Source organism: Sphingobacterium corticibacterium (genome assembly GCF_004208525.1).
Taxonomy (GTDB): Bacteria; Bacteroidota; Bacteroidia; order Sphingobacteriales; family Sphingobacteriaceae; genus Sphingobacterium; species Sphingobacterium corticibacterium.
Genome location: NZ_SGIT01000007.1, coordinates 51,057 through 69,600, shown reverse-complemented (window position 1 = coordinate 69,600; position 18,544 = coordinate 51,057). Strand labels below are relative to the sequence as shown.

Here is an 18,544-nt window from a genome sequence, read left to right as displayed (position 1 = left end):
TGTGGACGCATATTGACGGACAGATTCGAGGAAAAATGACGAAGCATATCAAATCGTTAATGACTGATTTCTGTGTTTTTTTGATTCCGGTATCATTTGCCGGGGTGTTTCGCCAAACGTTCTTTTGAAAATCAAAATAAAGTGAGACACATTCTTATAGCCTAGTTGGCCGGCCACTTCATTTACGCCGTAACCATTCCACAGGAGATTTTTCGCCTGTTCCATCCGCAAAGTGATCACATAAGATTTTATGGTCATACCATACATGATTTTAAAAAAGTGTTTCAATTTAAACTCATTGAGTCCTATTATTCTTGACAACTGTTTTATCGTAGGTGCCTTATGGTAGTTCGTAAGTAAATATGCCTTTGCATCAACCAGTTTCGACCGAATATCAACCGGAACCTCCGAACCAAGATCGGATATTTCAGACTGCAGGTGCAGCATAAAAAACAGTTCCTTTAACTTGATCTCGAAATAGTATCTTTTTAATGGTGCAAAAATATCCTCATTCCATAAAGCATTTAGAATATGCTGTAGAGGTAACTCCATAAAATATTGATAAAAACCTTCCTTATCTGTAAGAAGCGTATCTCGCCAACTATGATTCTTGAACCAGTATTCTCCATACAATAACTTTGACAAAAAAGGTCTTGACAAGATAATTGATAGTTGCTTATTTTTACCATTTTCCATTGGATATGTCCGGATCAAAGTCCTATCTGCATTATGAAGCTCCAATGTTCCGGGAAGTTGTTTTCCCAACATCGATTCATCTCCTAAATCCCGATTTCCGTCACTGCCAAAGCAGGCAATGGCTATATGAGGCTCTCTAATATCTAAAATAGTACAGCTATTGTCCTTGAGCATTTCTATTTCCTGCCATAAAATACAAAGACCTGGCATCGACCATTTCTTTACATGGATATTTCCACACTCTCCATGGATGTCCTGTTGCTCATAATTCAAAATGTCACTTTCAGCATATTCAGTAGGAACTCCTATTTCCAGCAAAGATTTTGCATAGCCCTCCCACAAAGAGACTCTTATATCAGACTCGTTTTTCACCACCTATTATTTTTAACCATTCTAAACAGTGCAAAGTTGCATGGTTTATATCGCCTCAAAAAGGATTTCGTCGATGCTGATTTACCTTTGGTCGAAAAGTTTACGATAATCCCAAAAACAGTATCAAAAATCCGGTTTACGTTACATGTGAGATGTCCGCGTTTTCTACATTTGCCACAATTTAAAGTTAGTTTAAAATTAATCTAAATAAAACAAATAGTTAAAGCATCACAAATCAATTAGGTCAGTTATTAAAAATGAAGAAACTTATACTCTTATTTATTCTATTCATCACTTTGCAGGTTGTCGCACAGCATAGAGATGCGGGAAAAATAATCGGATATGTCAGGGACAGCGAAGGAAAAGGATTACCTGGGGTTACCGTCTATATAAATAATACCGCTTATAGTACCGAGACGGACAAAGATGGGCACTACATACTGGTTGTGTCCCCAGGTTCATATAACGTTACCGGTTCGGCAACCGGTTATCTGGCACATACCGAGGTTGTGACGATGACCAGAGGGGAGAGCAGACGTTTACAGTTTCGCCTTCGGGTAGATCCCAATACGACCATTGACCAGGTGGTTGTGGATGGTAAATCGGCTATTCAGGAAGTGCGGGAATCGCCGTTCAACGTTGTGGCTTTAGATGCCAAATCACAATACAATACCACATTAGATCTCGGACACATGCTAAATAAAGCTTCGGGCGTGCGTATCCGTGAAACGGGTGGTGTAGGATCAGATATGGCGATATCGTTAAATGGATTTACTGGTAGACACGTGAAAGTTTTTATGGACGGTCTGCCCATGCAGGGTTTTGGATCGGCATTTCAACTAAACAACATCCCTGTCACGATGGCCGAGCGCATTGAAGTTTACAAAGGTGTCGTTCCTATCGAGTTTGGTGCCGATGCATTGGGCGGTGTCATCAACATTGTGACAAATCAACGCGCCAATACTTCCGTGGACGCTTCCTATTCTTACGGATCCTACAATACCCATCGTGCGAACGTCAACTTGAACTACACTGCAAAATCAGGTTTCTCTGCACAAGTCAATGCGGTATATAATTATTCGAACAACGACTATCCTGTACACGCACGAATAGTGGATTATGAAACTGGAGCACAGTCTATAGACCTTGTGAAGGTAAGACGTTTCAACGATCAGTATAAAAACTATAGCCTTGTCGGTCGCGTCGGTTTTGTGGGGAAACCCTGGGCGGACAGGGCGTATTTAAATCTTACTGTAGGGCAAGTAGACAAAGGCATACAGAATGCCAATAACTTCTTCTCTTCCTTCGGTGAAGTGACAAGTCACGCCACTACTTTTCAGCCGTCCTTTTCTTATGACAAGCGAAATCTTATTGTGGAAGGATTAAGTGTAAGACTTTCGGGTAATTACAACGCAAATAACAATGTTACAACAGATACTTCTACCTATAGATACAACTGGTATGGAGAACGTTTCCAAACTGCCCGGAGAGGCGAGTTTCGCTTTTCCAACAACAACTTATCACAATTCATTAACAGAAATGCTTCCGGGAACGCCAATATCGGTTATCAGATCAGTCCAAAGCATTCTATCTCTGTCAATGATGTCTATACTTATTTTGTGCGGAGACCCAACATGGACAATTCTGAAGATCTGACAGCAAGCGAACTCATCGACCGGGTTAATATTAAGAACGTATTGGGCATTTCACACCGCTATAATCATAACCGAAACTGGAACGTCAACACGTTTGTAAAGCAATACTTGACCATATCCAAAGGACCACGGGATATCTCGGAAAGCAATGCAGAAGAGGTGTACGACCAACAGCGTGTGACGTATCCTGCTTGGGGTTACGGCGTGGCTACAACTTATTTTTTAAAGGATATACAGTTAAAAACGTCTCTTGAAAAGGCATTGAGATTGCCGACAGACCGTGAACTTTTTGGGGATGAACTATTTGAAACAGGTAATATTTCCCTAAAACCAGAAACTTCTTACAATTTCAACCTCGGGGCCGTACTGAATAAAGAACTGGATGCCAGTAATACGATCTATGTAGATGTCAATGCTTATTATAGACATGTAATAGATTATATTATCCGAACCATTGAAGACAGATATGGGCTAGCTTATAATTCTAATCACGGTAAAGCGCGCAACATCGGGCTGGATACCGAAGTGAGATATTACTATCAGAATAAGGCCATGATAGGCGGAACGATTACTTGGATGGATCTTCGGGACAAAGAGAAGTACAGAGGCGCAAACGGCACGGCATTGAGCGGCACCTACAACAAAAGGTTGCCCAATGTGCCTTATTTCTACGGTAATATGGATGCTGCCTATTATTTCCATGACCTCTTTAAAAAAGGTAATACTTTAAACGTAGGCTACACGCTAAATTTTGTGGAAGAATTTTCTCAAAGTCCCGAAGGTTTGGGCGCAGAAAACAAGCCACTCATCCCAAGACAACTATCACACGATGTGATACTCACCTATATCATGGATGGCGGTAAGTATAATGTTACCCTCGAGGGTAGGAATATCACTAATGTTCTGTTATATGACAACTATGCGTTAGAAAAAATGGGTAGAAATTTTAATGTGAAGTTTAGATACTTCTTTATGAAAAGGAACAAATAACAATTCATCATTACATATTAAAAATAGATATAAAATGAAAAATTCAACAGTAAGTAAATTGAGACCATGGGGAGCAGTCCTTTTGCTCTTGGCAACGGCTTCTTGCTCAAAAAATGATGGTCCCGGTGGCGATAACAATGTCACTGGTGACCCGCAGTTTATGATTGCCGCGGCATTGAGTGGCGGTAGCGGTGGTAGTGGCGGTACCGGACAGGGTACGACCTATTTTCTTCAGGTAGGCGATGTAGAAAGTGGTGAGACCACCATTGTGGACAACGGAATCATCCAAGCAAATACCTTTACCCATTGGGCGGAAAGTGGAACCAACGCAGCTTTTGGCTTTTTGTACGGTCAGGGCAATGATTACTCAGCCACAGGATTTGAACTGAGCGCAGAAGGAAAATTACAGCGTACAGGTGGAGACATCCTAATCGTGGACGGCTTTACCACAGTAGGGTCTACCGACAGATACGTGGTGGGTGCCGGACGTACGGTAACCTTGGCAAATGATAAAAAAGCTGGAAAATTCAATTTTATAGATTTTGAAAACAACAACGTTGTGCTTCAAAAATATCTGGAATCCGAAAATTTTCAGGGGACAGGCTTGGAGGCTTCCTTTGTTGGTGTAGTAGATGCCGGAAACAATGAGTTTTTCACCGGAGTAATCTTGACGGATGGCGATCCTAACATGGTCTATGTGGCTAAGGTGGGCTTTGATGCTAATTCCGATAATATGGTCGTAAAGAATTTCTATACCGATAATCGCCTAAGCTATTCGGCAGGCCAAATGAGAAGTGCCCGTTATGGCATGATTGGAAATGATAACAACGGGAACACGTATGTCTTCTCCGGTTCGTACAGTGCAGCAACCACGAAGAAGGCTGGGGCATTAAAGATAAATAGTGGTGCAAACAACTTTGATGCGGACTACTACTTTGATATCGAGACCAAGTCAGGTGGCCACCGTTTCCGTAAAGTATTCCCTATTTCCGAAGACTACTTTTTGTTGGAGATGTATAACGAAACAGGCGCACCGGGATCCCAAAGCCCTGCAACCCAATATGCCATCGTCAAAATGTCTACTCAGTCTTTCACTTGGGTGACCGGTATTCCTGCAAAAGACGAGATTACAAATGCAGGTTGGCCATATATCCATAATGGTAAAATATATATTGGTATTACAACACCTGATGAGGATCCTACCGTATATGTCATCGACGGAAAAACAGGTGTTGGAAAAGCGGGTATCGTGGTGAAAGGTGGCGCTACATCTATCCCGAGAGTGGCATATTTGACGCCTCAAGATAATTAATGTAATAGTAATCTGCTAATGAACAAAAGCAACATATTATTCAAAGCAACAAGCCTTCTGCTCGTTGTTTTGGCACTGCTATCGGTTAAAGGTATCCAGGCACAGTCAAATAACGTTGTTACCATCAAGCAACCGACCGGCGATGTACAGGTAAAGAAAAACCCAAAACGTGTTGTCGTGTTGGATCTGGGGAGCTTGGAGACTTGCTACGAGTTGGGTATCCCTGTTGTGGGTGTTCTGGCCAATGTGAAGCAGTTTATGCCCGAATATGGCGATGCTACCAAATATACCGTGGCGGGTAATGTACCGAAAGCAAATATCGCTACTGTAGCACAGCTGAAACCTGATCTGATTATTACGTCCAACAGGCAGCGTGCGCAGCACGATTCCCTGGCAATGATAGCGCCTACACTGTTATTTGGAACGGAAACAGAAAATTTCTGGTCGACATTCGAGGCTAACGTCCGCTCGATAGCGTCTATTTTTGAAAAGGAAAAGCTTGCCGGGGAAAAACTGGCTGCCTTGCGTAAGAAAAAGGATTTAGTGAAAGCAAAGGCAAAAGCTGATCCTAAGAAAACGGTTGTGGCCATGCACATAAATGGTCGCTTCAATCCAAGCGGCCCCAACTCCCGTTTCGGTTTTGCCTACGATGTGCTGGATCTAAAGCCGGCTTATACCCCTGAACCAGCCCCGGAAAGAGAATCTGCACCACAACAGGGCGAGCAGACACAGAGACAACGTGTACAAGCGCCATCATTGGAAAGTATCAATCCGGATTACCTGTTCGTTTTTGACCGTGCTACGGGGATAAAAGGCGAAATGCCTGTATGGACGGACTTGCTGAATGACGACGTTAAAAAGACAAAAGCCTATAAAAACAACAAAGTATTCTTATTGCCGGGTTCCATATGGTACCTGTCCGGCAGCGGACTTCTTTCGGTCAATAAAAAGATCACGGATATAGGCGAAAAACTTTACGGTATTAAATTTTAAAAAAAGACAGATACCGATGGCATTATATGCCGGTAGAAAAAATAGAAAATCATGAAAAAAACATTAAAAATAACGGCTGCCTGTATTCTTGTAGCAGGACTTACACAAAATGGTGCAGCCCAAATCGCTACCAAATCAAGTAAGATTGGTGATGGTGTCTACGAACTGGTCTATAACCATAAAAACGGTCTGGTCTATGTAACCACCACACGTGGTAATGCCGAGAAGCCTACCATCTATGCTTTGGATGGTAAAACACTGCAGGTTAAGGATTCCATTGTATTGGAAACCGGTGCTTTTGGATTAGGGATTAACCAAAAAACACAGACATTATACGGCACGGCTACACGCGCCGGTTCGGTAATAGCGGTAGACATTAAAACCGGCAAAACCCTGGCTACGATTACCAATGGTCAGGAAAAAGGCCACACCCGTGAAGTAGTTGTCGACGAGGCAAACAATAAGGTATATGTTTCGGATGTTGGTGGCGGTATATGGGAGATCGATGGAAAAACCAATAAACACATCCAACAAATTAATGGAGCAGGCCCGTCAGTGACCGGACTTGCCTTAGACGGCAAGAACAGTAAACTTTTTGCCATCAACTTCAAGACGAGCAATATCGTAGCTATCGACCTAAAGACAAAGAATGTGATAGATAGCTTCCCTTCGGGAGGTGAAAAGGCAATCAATCTGGATTTTGATGCAAAACGTAACCGCTTGTACATAGCCCATACGGGATCGGGCTCGGTTTCTGTATTGGATGCCAACACTGGTGAAGTCGTTAAATCTGTCGAGACAGGCAAAGGCGCTTTGGGCATCCGCTATTCACCGGCCAATGATATCATCTATGTTGCCAATCGCGGTGCGCAGACGGTGACAATCATTGATGCCAAAGATTACAGTGTGAAAGCTAATCTTGAAGCCGGATCGTTACCGAATACCATCGTTGTTGACCAAAATGGTGTGGCGTATACGAGCCACAAAGCCAACGGTGCCGGTCGTCCTAAACAAGGAGAAAAGCCAAAGCCGTCCAATGATCCAAACGGAGATATCATCTCTCGGATTAGTTTATAAGGCTACCTAATGTGGACAAACCTCAAAGAGACTATAATAGCTCCTTTGACGTCCATAAGTATTACCTGACATACAAAAATTATGGAAGCGGATATTATTGAAGCATTAAAAGAACGTGGTCTGGTGATGACCGAGAAGCGGATATGGATTGTGAAAGCTATCTGCCAAGCCGGCTTTATTCCAGATGTTGAGACGTTTTGGTTAGAATTGCGCGAAACTCGACCTGTTTCTTGGTCAACAATTCACAGTACCTTACGATTAATGACCCTCTGTGGTATCCTGCAACGTGAAAGCGAAGGTCATAGACTTGTATCTTATCTCTTGGTAGACACGGAGAAATCTAAAAATACTTATCAATAATCCCCGAAATAATAGTTGCGTCTAACTTAACAAAAGAGGCTACGGAACATTATCATCGGGAAATCATATTTAAATAAAACACTAAATGAAGAGATTATTAACCGCGGCACTTTTACTTGCCGCTTTGCATGCAGGTGCACAGGAAAACATTTTACTGAACAAGGAATTTTGGGCGGGCAAACCCGATGTTAATACCGTAAAAGCTGAATTGGCAAAAGGGTTTGATTTCAAAGAAATAACCAGCACAGCTGATCCGATCCTCTTGGCAATAAACAACGATGCTCCGATAGAGGTCATCAAATATCTAATAGATCAACCCGGTGTAGATCTAAAACGTACACTGATGGAGGGACGTATCTACTTACATGTTGCCGCACAGAAAAATAATGCTCCGGTAGTAGACTATCTTTTAACCAAAGGTTCGGATATGAACTTTTTGGATGCGAACCATCATACTGCTTTGAGCTTTGCAGCATTCAACACTCACCTAAGCCCAGCAGTAATTGATGTATTTGTCAAACATGGTCTGGATATCCAGCAAAAATACACCGAAAAAGATGGTGCTAATCTATCGATGTTGGCAGTTGGTTACGACAAAGATTTAAGCACTACGGACTACCTAATCTCCAAGGGTCTGTCTATTAACTCTACCGATAACAGTGGCAATACCATTTTTAACCACGCGGCAAAGATCGGTAATCTCGATGTGCTGAAAGGTCTGTTAAAAAGAGGGGCAAAATATACTCCAGCCGCTCTATTTTCGGCTGCGGGTGGTACCTATCGCAGTGCCAATAAATTAGAAGTGTACCAATATCTGGTAGACGATTTGAATATCGATCCGCTTATAACAGATAAAAATGGACGCAATGTCCTGCACCTTGTTGTGCGTAAGCAAAATCAAGGAGATGTCATTGATTATTTTTTCAAAAAAGGCGTAGATATCAATAAAACGGATGCCGAAGGTAATACCCCTTTTATCGGCGCCGCAGGTGTCAAAAATGTTGAGCTTATTGGACGCATATTGCCAACGGTAAAAAATATAAATGCCGTCAACAGTAACGGTGAATCCGCGTTAACCAATGCCGTAAAAAGCTCGAATGCGGAGGTAGTGGCATTACTGTTAAAGAATGGCGCCGATGTAAACGTCATAGACAAAGACGGTCAGAACCTGGCATATCTTTTAATCGATGCGTACAGAGGCGCCGGTGGCCGTGGCAGTCGTCAAAATGCAACAGCCCAGACCGCTCCGGCAGACGAGCTGGGAGCCAAATTGCATGTATTAAAAGAAAACGGACTGAACCTTGCTTCTCCGTTCAACGACGGCAGTACACTCTATCATGTGGCAATAACCAAAAACGATCTGGCACTGATGAAAAAGATTTCGTATTTCGGAATAGATATCAATGTTAAAAATGAGGAAGAGCTTACAGTTTTGCACAAAGCGGCCATGCTTGCCAAAGATGATACAATTCTACGTTATCTGCTTTCTGCCGGCGCAAAAAAAGATATAGGCACTTCTTTTGGGGAGACTGCTTATGACCTTGCCTACGAAAATGAGCTTCTAAAGCAGGCTAATATTTCAATTGATTTTTTAAAGTAATGGCGTATGCTACAAAAAATAAAATACATATTACCTTGCTTAGCTATTATCATTTCGACCGTCCAAGTATATGCACAACCTAGTACGAAATATAAGTGCATGCTACAGCTGAACAATTACACAGGGGAAGGTGCTTATATTGTCGTATTGCTCATCAACAAAAACGACGAATACGAAAAAACGCTGTATGTGCTAGGGGATGACAAAAAATGGTACCCAGATCTCAAGGCATGACATAAGGCTTATAAAAAGAAACCAACGGACATCAGCGCTATAACGGGCGCATCTATATCTGGAGGAGACCGTACCATTGTAATCATTAATATCGACAAATCCAAGATTAATGCCGGTTATAAGATCCGTTTTGAAAGTGCAGTAGAGCATCATCCTTATTACCAAAAGGACGCAGAAGTACCGCTCACTAAAGAAGGGCTGTCTTCAAAAACAGATGGCAAAGGTTATATAAGGTATGTAAAATTTAGTGGTAATTGATGTTTCAGTTATTTAATGAGCCTTTCCGTATGGAGATATAGTCGCTTTACACCGACTATATCTTCCTTTTTATTGCTATCGTAGTGTCTACACCACTATAGCTTGTTTATTAGACGGTTCATGTCCTAAGAGCAATCCTTCGATATTGCTAAGTGTCGTTCCAGCTATCTGTGTCAAAGCCTCTTCCGTAAAGAATGCCTGATGGGCAGTGACCAATACATTTGGAAAGCTCATCAGCCGTTGAATCGTATCATCTTCGATGATGGTACCACTTAAATCTTTAAAAAACAATTTCTCTTCCTGTTCGTACACATCAAGAGCAAGACCACCGATTTTGCGTGTTTTTAACGCGTCGATTACTGCCGATGTATCGATTAACGCCCCTCGACTGGTATTTAACACCACAACACCATCTTTCATTTGTCGTATGGACGTGTTATTAATCATGTGTTTGTTCTCAGGCGTTAGCGGACAATGGAGCGAAATAATATCGGAAGACCTGTATAACGTATCCATATCAACATACGACACGCCCATTTCCTTTAGTTGTTCATCTTCATAGATATCAAAAGCGAGTAATTTACAGCCAAACCCTTTTGCTACCCGACAAAAGGCTTTGCCGATCTTCCCGGTTCCAACAACACCAATTGTTTTTCCGTGAAGGTTGAAACCTAACAAACCATTTAACGAAAAATTTTGTTCTCGCACCCGGTTGTAGGCTTTGTGCGTTTTGCGGTTCAACGTCAAGAGCAGTGCCATAGCATGTTCTGCGACTGCTTCCGGAGAATAGGCCGGTACACGACATACAGCTATACCAAATTCTCGTGCTGCATCCAAATCTACATTATTGAAGCCGGCACAGCGCAATGCTATTATTTTCACGCCACGCGATGCGAGCACTTCAATTACTTCCCGGTTCACACGATCGTTCACAAAAACGCATACCGCATCCACATCGTTTACCGCTTGCACAATATGCGGGCCTAAGTGTGTTTCATAAAACTGATATGTAAACCGTTCGTCTTGGTTTTCGCGATTGAAAAACATACGGTCATAAGGCTGGGTGGAAAAGAAAGCTATCTTCATAGCGCTAAATATAGGAAAAAGAATAAAAAAAATACAACATAGAAATTAAGGCAAGATAATTGCTTTCCTAGTATCGATTTTAAAAAAACAATTTATATATAATGAAAAAAGGTATATTTTCCGCTTTTGTTTTGTTCGCTTTTTTCTCGACACAAGCTGTTTTTGCTCAATTTTCTCGTCCTATAAGTATAGGGGCGGGTGCAGGTGGGACCATGGTCTGGGCCGATTTGGGAAATACCGACACGCGATTTGCGGGATACTTAGAAGCCGAAGGATTAATAACTCCTTTTATCTCGGTCGGTGTGAAAGGCGAAAAAGGGATGTTAAGTGCTTATGGATGGAATAGCGATTTCGAGAACCGTTACTTCGCCATCAATGCCAATGCGAAAGTCAGGCTCGGTCAGTTTCTATCCCTTCCAGCCAACTACAGCTACTATACACTAGGTGCAAGCACATTTAGTAAGATTCTGGCTAACATCTATGTAGGTGCTGGTGTAGGGGCAATGAAAAACAATATTAATCACCGCATAGACGGTAGCTATCGGACATCAATCGAAAATGTGGGAGGAGAAATTTCCGAAGATTTAAACGCCTATCAATTGGCCATTCCTTTCAACATCGGTTTAGATATACCGATAGGACGAACACTTTACGGTCCACGTTGGGCAATCAACATCAATTATCAACAATCCTTGCTTCCAAAAGATAATGTTGATGGTGTTATTAACAGCAAGATGGACCAGTACTCCTATCTTTCTTTAGGCGTAAAATTAGCCTTGTTTAATCGTAATTAGTATCAAACATCCATAGCTTATAAATTTATTATAATGAATAAGAAGAATTTGAGACACAGATTAGCCCAGCCTCGGACTATTGTTATCGCTCTGTTAACATCCTTAATAGTCGTCGCGGCTTGTAAATCAAACAATTTCTATAATGCTCCCAAAGTATCTGCTTTTCGAGGCGGTAAACTACCTGCGCCTCCAGGCATGGTGTATGTTCCATCTGGAACCATTCTCTATAAGAGTTCTTTAGATAGTGGGAATGTGGGTAAAAATATTAGTCTGAGTGCATTCTTTATTGATGAAACCGAAGTTACCAACAAACAGTATCGGGAATTTGTAAACTGGGTAGCCGATTCAGTTGCGGTAACAGATTATTTAAACGATGACCAGTACTTTTTGGATATTGTCGGTGAGGACGGCCAACGACGAATCGATTGGAAGCGCGTTAAGCGCGTTTCTCCCTTATGGCGTAGTAACGATCCCTCCATTCAAGAAAGACTGACGCCGATGGTCGTCATGAAAGGCGCGCGCAGGGCATTAAACGAAGAAGCTGTTAAGTATCGGTTTTCGTATTTGAAGTCTAATGGGCGTGAAGAAACAGAATATGTAACGGATACAGTACCCGTAATGCCTATAGAGGATATCTGGTCTAAAGATTTTCCAAATGCCCAGTTAGCTTCCATGGACGCCAATTACTTTACTCATGAGTCGTTTGATTATTATCCGATCGTAGGGGTAACATGGAAACAGGCAAGAGCTTATACAGACTGGCGGGGAAAGGAGTTGATGGCAAACATTATGAAAAATTCTTATTTAAGTGGCTATCATCTTACATTCAGTTTACCGACAGAAGCACAGTGGCAATACGCCGCCGAGGGTAAACTAGATCCACGTGATACCATATCTGGAACTCGCCTAACGATTGACGGCAAAGAGGGCAAAAAGAAATTAGCCGTCAACTACAAACAGGGAGAAGGTACCTATTCGCAAGATGGGGCTACCTTTACCGTACCTGCAAAATCATATACACCGAACGCTTTTGGCATTTACAATATGGCAGGAAACGTGTCTGAATGGACACTCGATGCGTATAGCCCGTCGGCTATTGCTTTTGTCAATGACTTGAACCCCGTTTTATTATACGATGCCGATGAAAGTGACAGCGACGCTCTCAAAAGAAAAGTGGTAAGAGGTGGTTCGTGGAAAGATAACGGCGAACAGTTAAATAGCGAAACGCGTAATTATGTGGTCGAATATGAACCCCATTCCTACATCGGATTCCGCTGTGTGATGTCTGCCTTTGAAATGCCAACCGATCAAAGTAAAACAAGGAGATATTAAAAGATGAAGTGTAGAACTATAAGAAATTTAGCAGAGATGAAAGCACTAGTCACAATCGCTTTAATATGTGGGTTTAATCATGTTATTGCACAGCAGGAAGTAGATATTCCACCGCAACAGGACACCACAACGTTGGATACGCTTACAGAGGATGTTTTTCTGAGTAATCAGCAACAGACTCCTCTATACGATACGAGTAGTCAGGATATATTGATGGATACAATTCCAACAACCGATGGTTTCTACCAAGCGAATAATCTAGAAGATGCCGTTCCATTTGCCTATCCTAAGGTGAATATGAAAAATATCCGCTTTTACAAACGGGTCTGGAGAGATATCGATTTATCCAACGAAGAGAATTATATTTATGCCATTCCGGGCGCATCCTTAATTGAAGCCATCATGAACGGAATAAACGAAGGAAAATTGACACCATACAGCCCAGAAGACGATACTTTCAAAACAAAAATGACGGCTAGTCAAGGTGTCGCACAGTTTGCGGACAGCGTTTTAGTACCTATTTTTGACGATGAAGGAAATCAAATTGATGCCCAGATGACCTTGAATGAGTTCAATCCGGAACGTGTTACCAAATTCAGAATCAAAGAAGATATTTTCTTCGATAAGCAACGCGGGCGTCTCGAAACACGGATTATCGGCGTAGCTCCGTTGATGGATATTTCTTCATCTGCCGAATTAGCGGAATCTATAGGGTCAACACCTGCTTTTTGGTTATATTTCCCGCAACTAAGGTATACACTTGTTAAGGTGGATGTCTCTGACCCCGATAGGGGTCTGTATGACATGAGTATGGATGATCTATTCGTTCAACGAAAATTTGCTAGCTCCATTATTCGGGAATCCTCTCCTAGTGCGATGCGCCAAGAGGCACAATATGCAGAAAACGCCTTACAGCAGCTGCAAGAAGCCCAACAAATCGAAGATAAACTGGAAACTTATAAAGAAAAACTTTGGTCTGCACCAAAAGGTGTAAATCCTGAAGAACTTGAAAATTACCAGCCACCGGTGCAACGACAAAACAATACGCCGTCTACCAGCAATCCATCAAGTTCGCCGACAACGACAACTGCTGAAGAAGAAACAGGGTCAGAGACAGAAAGTCAAGAACCTCCAACACAAGAACAGCAACCCATAACGCAAACAGAAGAGTTGGAATAATTGCTGATAGCATAGATATAATAAAAAATGCCACTCGAAAACGAGTGGCATTTTTTATTATTTGCAACTTTTCTACTAGTTCGCTGTTAACGCAACAGCGTTCAATTGTCTTGGAGATCCATCAGGACCTACCGCAATAATATTATCAAATATCACTCTGGTTCCCGGAACGATTCCGTTCAACGCGGTTTTCATACTGGAGCTTAACGTTCCGCCATTGGTAGAAAGTACAATAGCATCTGCCCTCGGTTTGGCAATGATCATACTAAATTTAGTGACGTTAAATTTGGCATCGAAGTCAAAGTTATCCAACGAGGCAAAAACAGCATTTTGTGCTTTGATTGCCACGGTCGCCATATTGCCCCCTGTCTTTCCTCCGAATTTAGCAATTGGATCCGGAATTCTTTTTACGCGAAACTCTGTTGTACTCAACGTCTGTGTTTTGCCCGGTGCCACTTCGGCGGATACCGATATGCGAGCCGTTCCAGGTGAACTTACCGTAACATTATATTTTCCACCAGAGCCAGAAATCCTACCTCCACCACCATTCATGCTTACATTGATCTTATTTGTAGGTGTGCCTGGTGCAGAAACAGAAATAGGGTTGCTGACACCTATATACAGCACATTCATTTTATCTGGTGAAACAACCGCCGATGGTCTAGCAACTTGATAAGTCTGTTCCGGTGTACGGTATTCCTTAACCGTACCGTCCGTTTGTTGCACTTTAATCGTTCCTGTCCAGGTGAAAATACCCTCTTGGTTGGTAGGCACCGTATAGACACCTTTTCCATCCACTACGTTTAACGCACTTCCATTTACACTGATCGCTGGCTCCGATTTAGAATCTGAAGCCGTCAAGAAAACTTCTGCTGTATAAGGCTGCCCCTGGACAAGATAGGATGTAGGCGCTACCGCTACTGCTGCAAATTTATCCAAATTCACCACAGCTTGATCCATTTTGCCCAAAATTAGCTTTACGACATCGGATTCCGCATTCTGCGCATCGACTTGTATTTTAGTCAGCGTAGTCATTGCTGCCGTCAAAGGCGTTCCGCTTCCAAAGTTAACCTCTTCCCACTTTCTTTTGCCATTTGCAGACTTTTCTGGATCTTGTGCTTCCAAGGAAAACGAAACCGATTTTCGGTCGTCTTCATTTAATAACGACAACAGTTTTTCACGGGTACTGTTTATCTTCTCTTTTAATTCCACCCCTCTTTTGCCGTTAATCATCAGATGCGGCGCAATATCTGCGTTTTCACGACGTACCAAATCACCGGTATCTTCATCATATCCGCCGCCCTGTTTCTCAAATTCCTGCTTCAATTCATTAATGTATTGATTCAGTTCATCTACAACAGCGCGAGCCTGTTTAGCCTGTTCGTATATAGGCTTCGCCCGTTCTGGTTCTTCTTTTAGTTTTGTACTCTCAAATGCGGCAAACAACTGTTCGACAGAATTGTCGACATTGGTTTTAGAAGCTTCAAGACTGTCATTAATATTCTTAAAAGCATCTAATATGGAGTTTGGTACATTTAATGCGAGTAGGGCTAGCAATACCAAATATAAAATATTGATCATGCGTTGCCTTGGCGTCTCTCTTCCGTAAGCCATTCTTTTCTTTTTTTGTTATAAAATGATTTTCCTACACACGTGGCTGATTCATGGCCGTCAACATACCGCCATACACGGTATTCAAAGCAGCTAGATTCTTCGCCAGCTTGTTTACTTCTTCTTTAAACACCTTCGAGTCATCTAGGGATTCGTTGAAGTTTTTCATCGTATAACTTAAGCTTTCATAGAATTGGTTCATGGACTGTAGATGAGATGCCGAATCCCGTAATTCCCGTTCGTACATCGCATTCAACGATTGTAAGTTGTTCGTGAGGTTTTGTACCTGTTGGTGGTAACCGGCGGTATCTGTGTTCGTATTGGACATCGCTACGAGATTGGCAGATGCTTTTTCAAAAGCCATGCTGAGATTATCAAACTTCGAGCTCGCATGCTTCAACTTCTCCGTAAATTCGTTGGCTGCAAACGACACATCTGATATTTGGTTGATAGCCGATACTTTATCGCTAAAATCACGCAAACCTCTTCCCAGGTTTTCAATCAGTACAGGCTCTATCTTTGCCTCCGCAAACATCTTGTCTAACGCCGCTGTCGCCGACGGCCCTGCTGGTTGATGGCTAAGTGCAGCAGATCGCTGCGGCAACTCTCCGGCGTAATCCTCGTCCAATTCAGGATATACCCTCTCCCATGCGGGTTCTTTTGGCGGCGGATTGAACCCCATTAGGAAAAACAGAAAAGCTTCCACCGCTAAACCAATACCAATCATATAGTTGGCAAATGAGCCTCCTATATAAAGTATTTTAAACAGAACACCAACAATAACGATACTAGCTCCCCAAGAGATAGCAACGTGTAACCATCTTGAATTGTCTTTTTTCTTTAAACTCATATTTTATTCATTTTTAGTAGCACTATGACGCCTCGCTAACGATATATTAAAACGATCTCAAAGTACTAGCAATAAAAATACCATAAATTACAAGCGGTAAGATTTAAGATTCTTCGCTTCGTTTAGCATGATAGACAAAACCGCGTTAAAATACAGACAAAACAGTGTTTTGGTCATTAAAATGTACTCAATTTGATCGGCAATGTATATTTGACTCTAACAGGCACGCCGTTTTGAACACCCGGCTTCCACTTTGCCGCTTTTTTCAACACGCGGATAGCCTCATCACCTGTACCGAAACCGATATCCCGCAATATCGTGATATCGGTTAAAGAGCCATCTGTTTCCACCACAAACGTAGCAATTACGCTCCCTTTAATCCCTTGATCCAACGCCCTATCGGGATACGCATAGTTCTTTCCTACCCAGTTGACAAATGCAGCCATACCGCCCATGGGTTCTGGCATCACCTGTACCGACACAAACGGTTCCCCATTATTTAATGTACCACCATCGGGATCACCTGTGGCTGTTCCGGTGATGTTGCCTAGTTCTTTCGTAGGACCAAATTCCCCTTTTGCAACAAAAGAACCACCCTTCACTGGTTTAAGCGTAAGCCGAGCAGTCATCTTGTCTTTTAGATCATCTTGCGAGGCAACATCCTCTACTGCTCTATTACGATCGGTTATCACAGGTTCTACAAAACGGATCAGTTCCTGTGCAGGTGGGTCTTGTGCGATCTTTTGGACAGGTTGTTCTGCAGGAAGGATTACTTCCTCTTCTTTCGGTATTTCAGGAACCGCCAAATGATCAAGTGTCACAGGTATATTGTTTTCAATTATCGGGGTCGAAGAGCTACCCGGCATCCGGTCATAAGCATATTTTCCACCTACCAGTAAGGCAACAGCGAACATAACCATAAGCAAGGCTTTATTCGTGGCCGCAGCAGATTGACGCCGTAAATCATACGCACCATAAGTTTGGTTGCGGGAAGAAAAAACGACATCCAGCCATTCTTTCTCATAAATATCTAATTTGTTGTTCCACATAACGAAAAGTGTTAAGGTTTACATCTTTTCTTTCATGATGACAACGAAGTGAAAATTCCATAATTTATTTTTCGTACCACTACACGTGCATCCGCGCTAAAGGTGTAATATCTTGACCGACAAACTCTTTGCGCAGATATTTATGGTACCCCGCAATAGCAATCATAGCGGCGTTGTCGGTACAGTATTCAAATTTGGGAATGAATACGTTCCACTGGTATTGCTTACCCATTTCCAACAACCCCTGTCGTAGACCTGAATTAGCAGAAACCCCTCCTGCGATTGCCATATTCCGCACGCCAGTTTGTTTCGCCGCTTTCTTTAGCTTATTCAATAAAATAGAAACAATACGCTGTTGCACCGAAGCGCATACATCAGCTATATTTTCCATTAAAAAATTGGGATCCTTCTTTTCTTCCGCCTGTACCATATATAAAATAGCCGTTTTAAGACCCGAAAAACTAAAATTCAATTCCGGAATTTGCGGTTCGGGCAATTTATAGGCGTCCGGATTTCCTTCCTGTGCATATTTGTCGATTAATGGCCCTCCCGGATAAGGTAGGTTCAGTATTTTCGCTGTTTTGTCAAACGCTTCTCCGGCTGCATCATCAAGCGTTTGTCCGAGCAACTCCATTTCAAAATAGTCTTTCACCAATACAATCTGTGTATGTCCGCCCGATACGGTTAGGCAAAGAAAAGGAAAGCTGGGTTTCGGTTCCTCTATAAAATGTGCCAGGATATGTGCTTGCATATGGTTGATTTCAATCAGCGGGATTTGACGAGCCAATGCAAACGATTTGGCAAAAGAAGTGCCAACCAAAAGTGACCCTAAAAGTCCAGGGCCTCGCGTAAAAGCCACTGCATCCACATCATTTTTATGTATTTTTGCCTGCTGAATGGCTTCATCCACTGTCGGGATGATATGTAGCTGATGGGCTCGCGATGCTAATTCGGGTACCACACCTCCATATTTTGCATGAATTGCTTGACTAGCAATAATATTTGATTTAATTTCACCGTCTATACATATAGAGGCAGAAGTTTCATCGCAGGAAGACTCGATACCGAGGATAACAGCCATTGTACAATATTTAAA

Annotated in this window: 15 protein-coding genes and 1 pseudogene; 10 read left to right on the top strand and 6 right to left on the bottom strand. The window is 42.3% G+C overall.

The window, feature by feature from the left end; all coding sequences use genetic code 11:
* Nucleotides 1-48 precede the first annotated feature (48 nt).
* Nucleotides 49-1,068 carry a helix-turn-helix transcriptional regulator gene (locus EWE74_RS20705; protein WP_130143569.1) on the bottom strand — a complete coding sequence of 340 codons (1,020 nt, stop codon included), beginning with the start codon at nucleotides 1,066-1,068 and terminating at the stop codon, nucleotides 49-51.
* Nucleotides 1,069-1,325: 257 nt separating this feature from the next.
* On the opposite strand from EWE74_RS20705, the gene EWE74_RS20700 reads away from it, so the two are divergent.
* From EWE74_RS20700 to EWE74_RS20670, 7 genes and pseudogenes are all read left to right on the top strand, one after another.
* Nucleotides 1,326-3,713, top strand: coding sequence for a TonB-dependent receptor (locus EWE74_RS20700; RefSeq protein WP_130143568.1), 2,388 nt, complete (start codon nucleotides 1,326-1,328; stop codon nucleotides 3,711-3,713).
* A 34-nt stretch (nucleotides 3,714-3,747) separates the two neighbouring features.
* Nucleotides 3,748-5,025, top strand: a complete 1,278-nt coding sequence (locus tag EWE74_RS20695; protein WP_130143567.1) for a DUF4374 domain-containing protein — start codon at nucleotides 3,748-3,750, stop codon at nucleotides 5,023-5,025.
* Nucleotides 5,026-5,043: 18 nt separating this feature from the next.
* Entirely contained in the window at nucleotides 5,044-6,018 is a 975-nt protein-coding gene (locus EWE74_RS20690) for an ABC transporter substrate-binding protein (RefSeq protein ID WP_130143566.1), read from the top strand.
* 51 nt (nucleotides 6,019-6,069) lie between these two features.
* Nucleotides 6,070-7,095, top strand: a complete 1,026-nt coding sequence (locus tag EWE74_RS20685) for a YncE family protein (RefSeq protein WP_130143565.1) — start codon at nucleotides 6,070-6,072, stop codon at nucleotides 7,093-7,095.
* Nucleotides 7,096-7,176: 81 nt separating this feature from the next.
* Nucleotides 7,177-7,455, top strand: a complete 279-nt coding sequence (locus tag EWE74_RS20680; protein WP_130143564.1) for a hypothetical protein — start codon at nucleotides 7,177-7,179, stop codon at nucleotides 7,453-7,455.
* 85 nt (nucleotides 7,456-7,540) lie between these two features.
* Entirely contained in the window at nucleotides 7,541-9,055 is a 1,515-nt protein-coding gene (locus EWE74_RS20675) for an ankyrin repeat domain-containing protein (protein WP_130143563.1), read from the top strand.
* 6 nt (nucleotides 9,056-9,061) lie between these two features.
* Nucleotides 9,062-9,547 (top strand): annotated as a pseudogene (locus tag EWE74_RS20670) (DUF2271 domain-containing protein).
* Between the two features lie 87 nt (nucleotides 9,548-9,634).
* On the opposite strand, the gene EWE74_RS20665 reads toward EWE74_RS20670, so the two are convergent.
* Nucleotides 9,635-10,633, bottom strand: coding sequence for a 2-hydroxyacid dehydrogenase (locus EWE74_RS20665; protein ID WP_130143562.1), 999 nt, complete (start codon nucleotides 10,631-10,633; stop codon nucleotides 9,635-9,637).
* A 101-nt stretch (nucleotides 10,634-10,734) separates the two neighbouring features.
* On the opposite strand from EWE74_RS20665, the gene EWE74_RS20660 reads away from it, so the two are divergent.
* From EWE74_RS20660 to porN, 3 genes are read left to right on the top strand one after another with little or no spacing between them, the layout of a single operon-like run.
* The gene (locus EWE74_RS20660; protein WP_130143561.1) at nucleotides 10,735-11,427 is read left to right on the top strand and encodes a hypothetical protein; all 693 of its coding nucleotides are present in this window, start codon (nucleotides 10,735-10,737) and stop codon (nucleotides 11,425-11,427) included.
* Nucleotides 11,428-11,460: 33 nt separating this feature from the next.
* Entirely contained in the window at nucleotides 11,461-12,759 is a 1,299-nt protein-coding gene (porK, locus tag EWE74_RS20655; protein WP_130143560.1) for a T9SS ring complex lipoprotein PorK/GldK, read from the top strand.
* A 36-nt stretch (nucleotides 12,760-12,795) separates the two neighbouring features.
* Complete coding sequence (gene porN / locus EWE74_RS20650) at nucleotides 12,796-13,938, top strand: type IX secretion system ring subunit PorN/GldN (RefSeq protein WP_165384782.1); 1,143 nt, start codon at nucleotides 12,796-12,798, stop codon at nucleotides 13,936-13,938.
* 75 nt (nucleotides 13,939-14,013) lie between these two features.
* On the opposite strand, the gene porM is transcribed toward porN, so the two are convergent.
* The 4 genes from porM to tsaD form a co-directional block, all read right to left on the bottom strand.
* Nucleotides 14,014-15,552 (bottom strand): type IX secretion system motor protein PorM/GldM, encoded by a 1,539-nt coding sequence (gene porM, locus EWE74_RS20645; RefSeq protein WP_130143558.1) that lies wholly within the window; start codon nucleotides 15,550-15,552, stop codon nucleotides 14,014-14,016.
* Between the two features lie 31 nt (nucleotides 15,553-15,583).
* Complete coding sequence (gene porL / locus EWE74_RS20640) at nucleotides 15,584-16,399, bottom strand: type IX secretion system motor protein PorL/GldL (protein WP_130143557.1); 816 nt, start codon at nucleotides 16,397-16,399, stop codon at nucleotides 15,584-15,586.
* Nucleotides 16,400-16,575: 176 nt separating this feature from the next.
* Nucleotides 16,576-17,448, bottom strand: a complete 873-nt coding sequence (locus EWE74_RS20635) for an energy transducer TonB (RefSeq protein WP_130143556.1) — start codon at nucleotides 17,446-17,448, stop codon at nucleotides 16,576-16,578.
* Nucleotides 17,449-17,527: 79 nt separating this feature from the next.
* Nucleotides 17,528-18,529: a tRNA (adenosine(37)-N6)-threonylcarbamoyltransferase complex transferase subunit TsaD gene (gene tsaD / locus EWE74_RS20630; protein WP_130143555.1), complete on the bottom strand. Its 1,002-nt coding sequence runs from the start codon at nucleotides 18,527-18,529 to the stop codon at nucleotides 17,528-17,530.
* Nucleotides 18,530-18,544 lie beyond the last annotated feature (15 nt).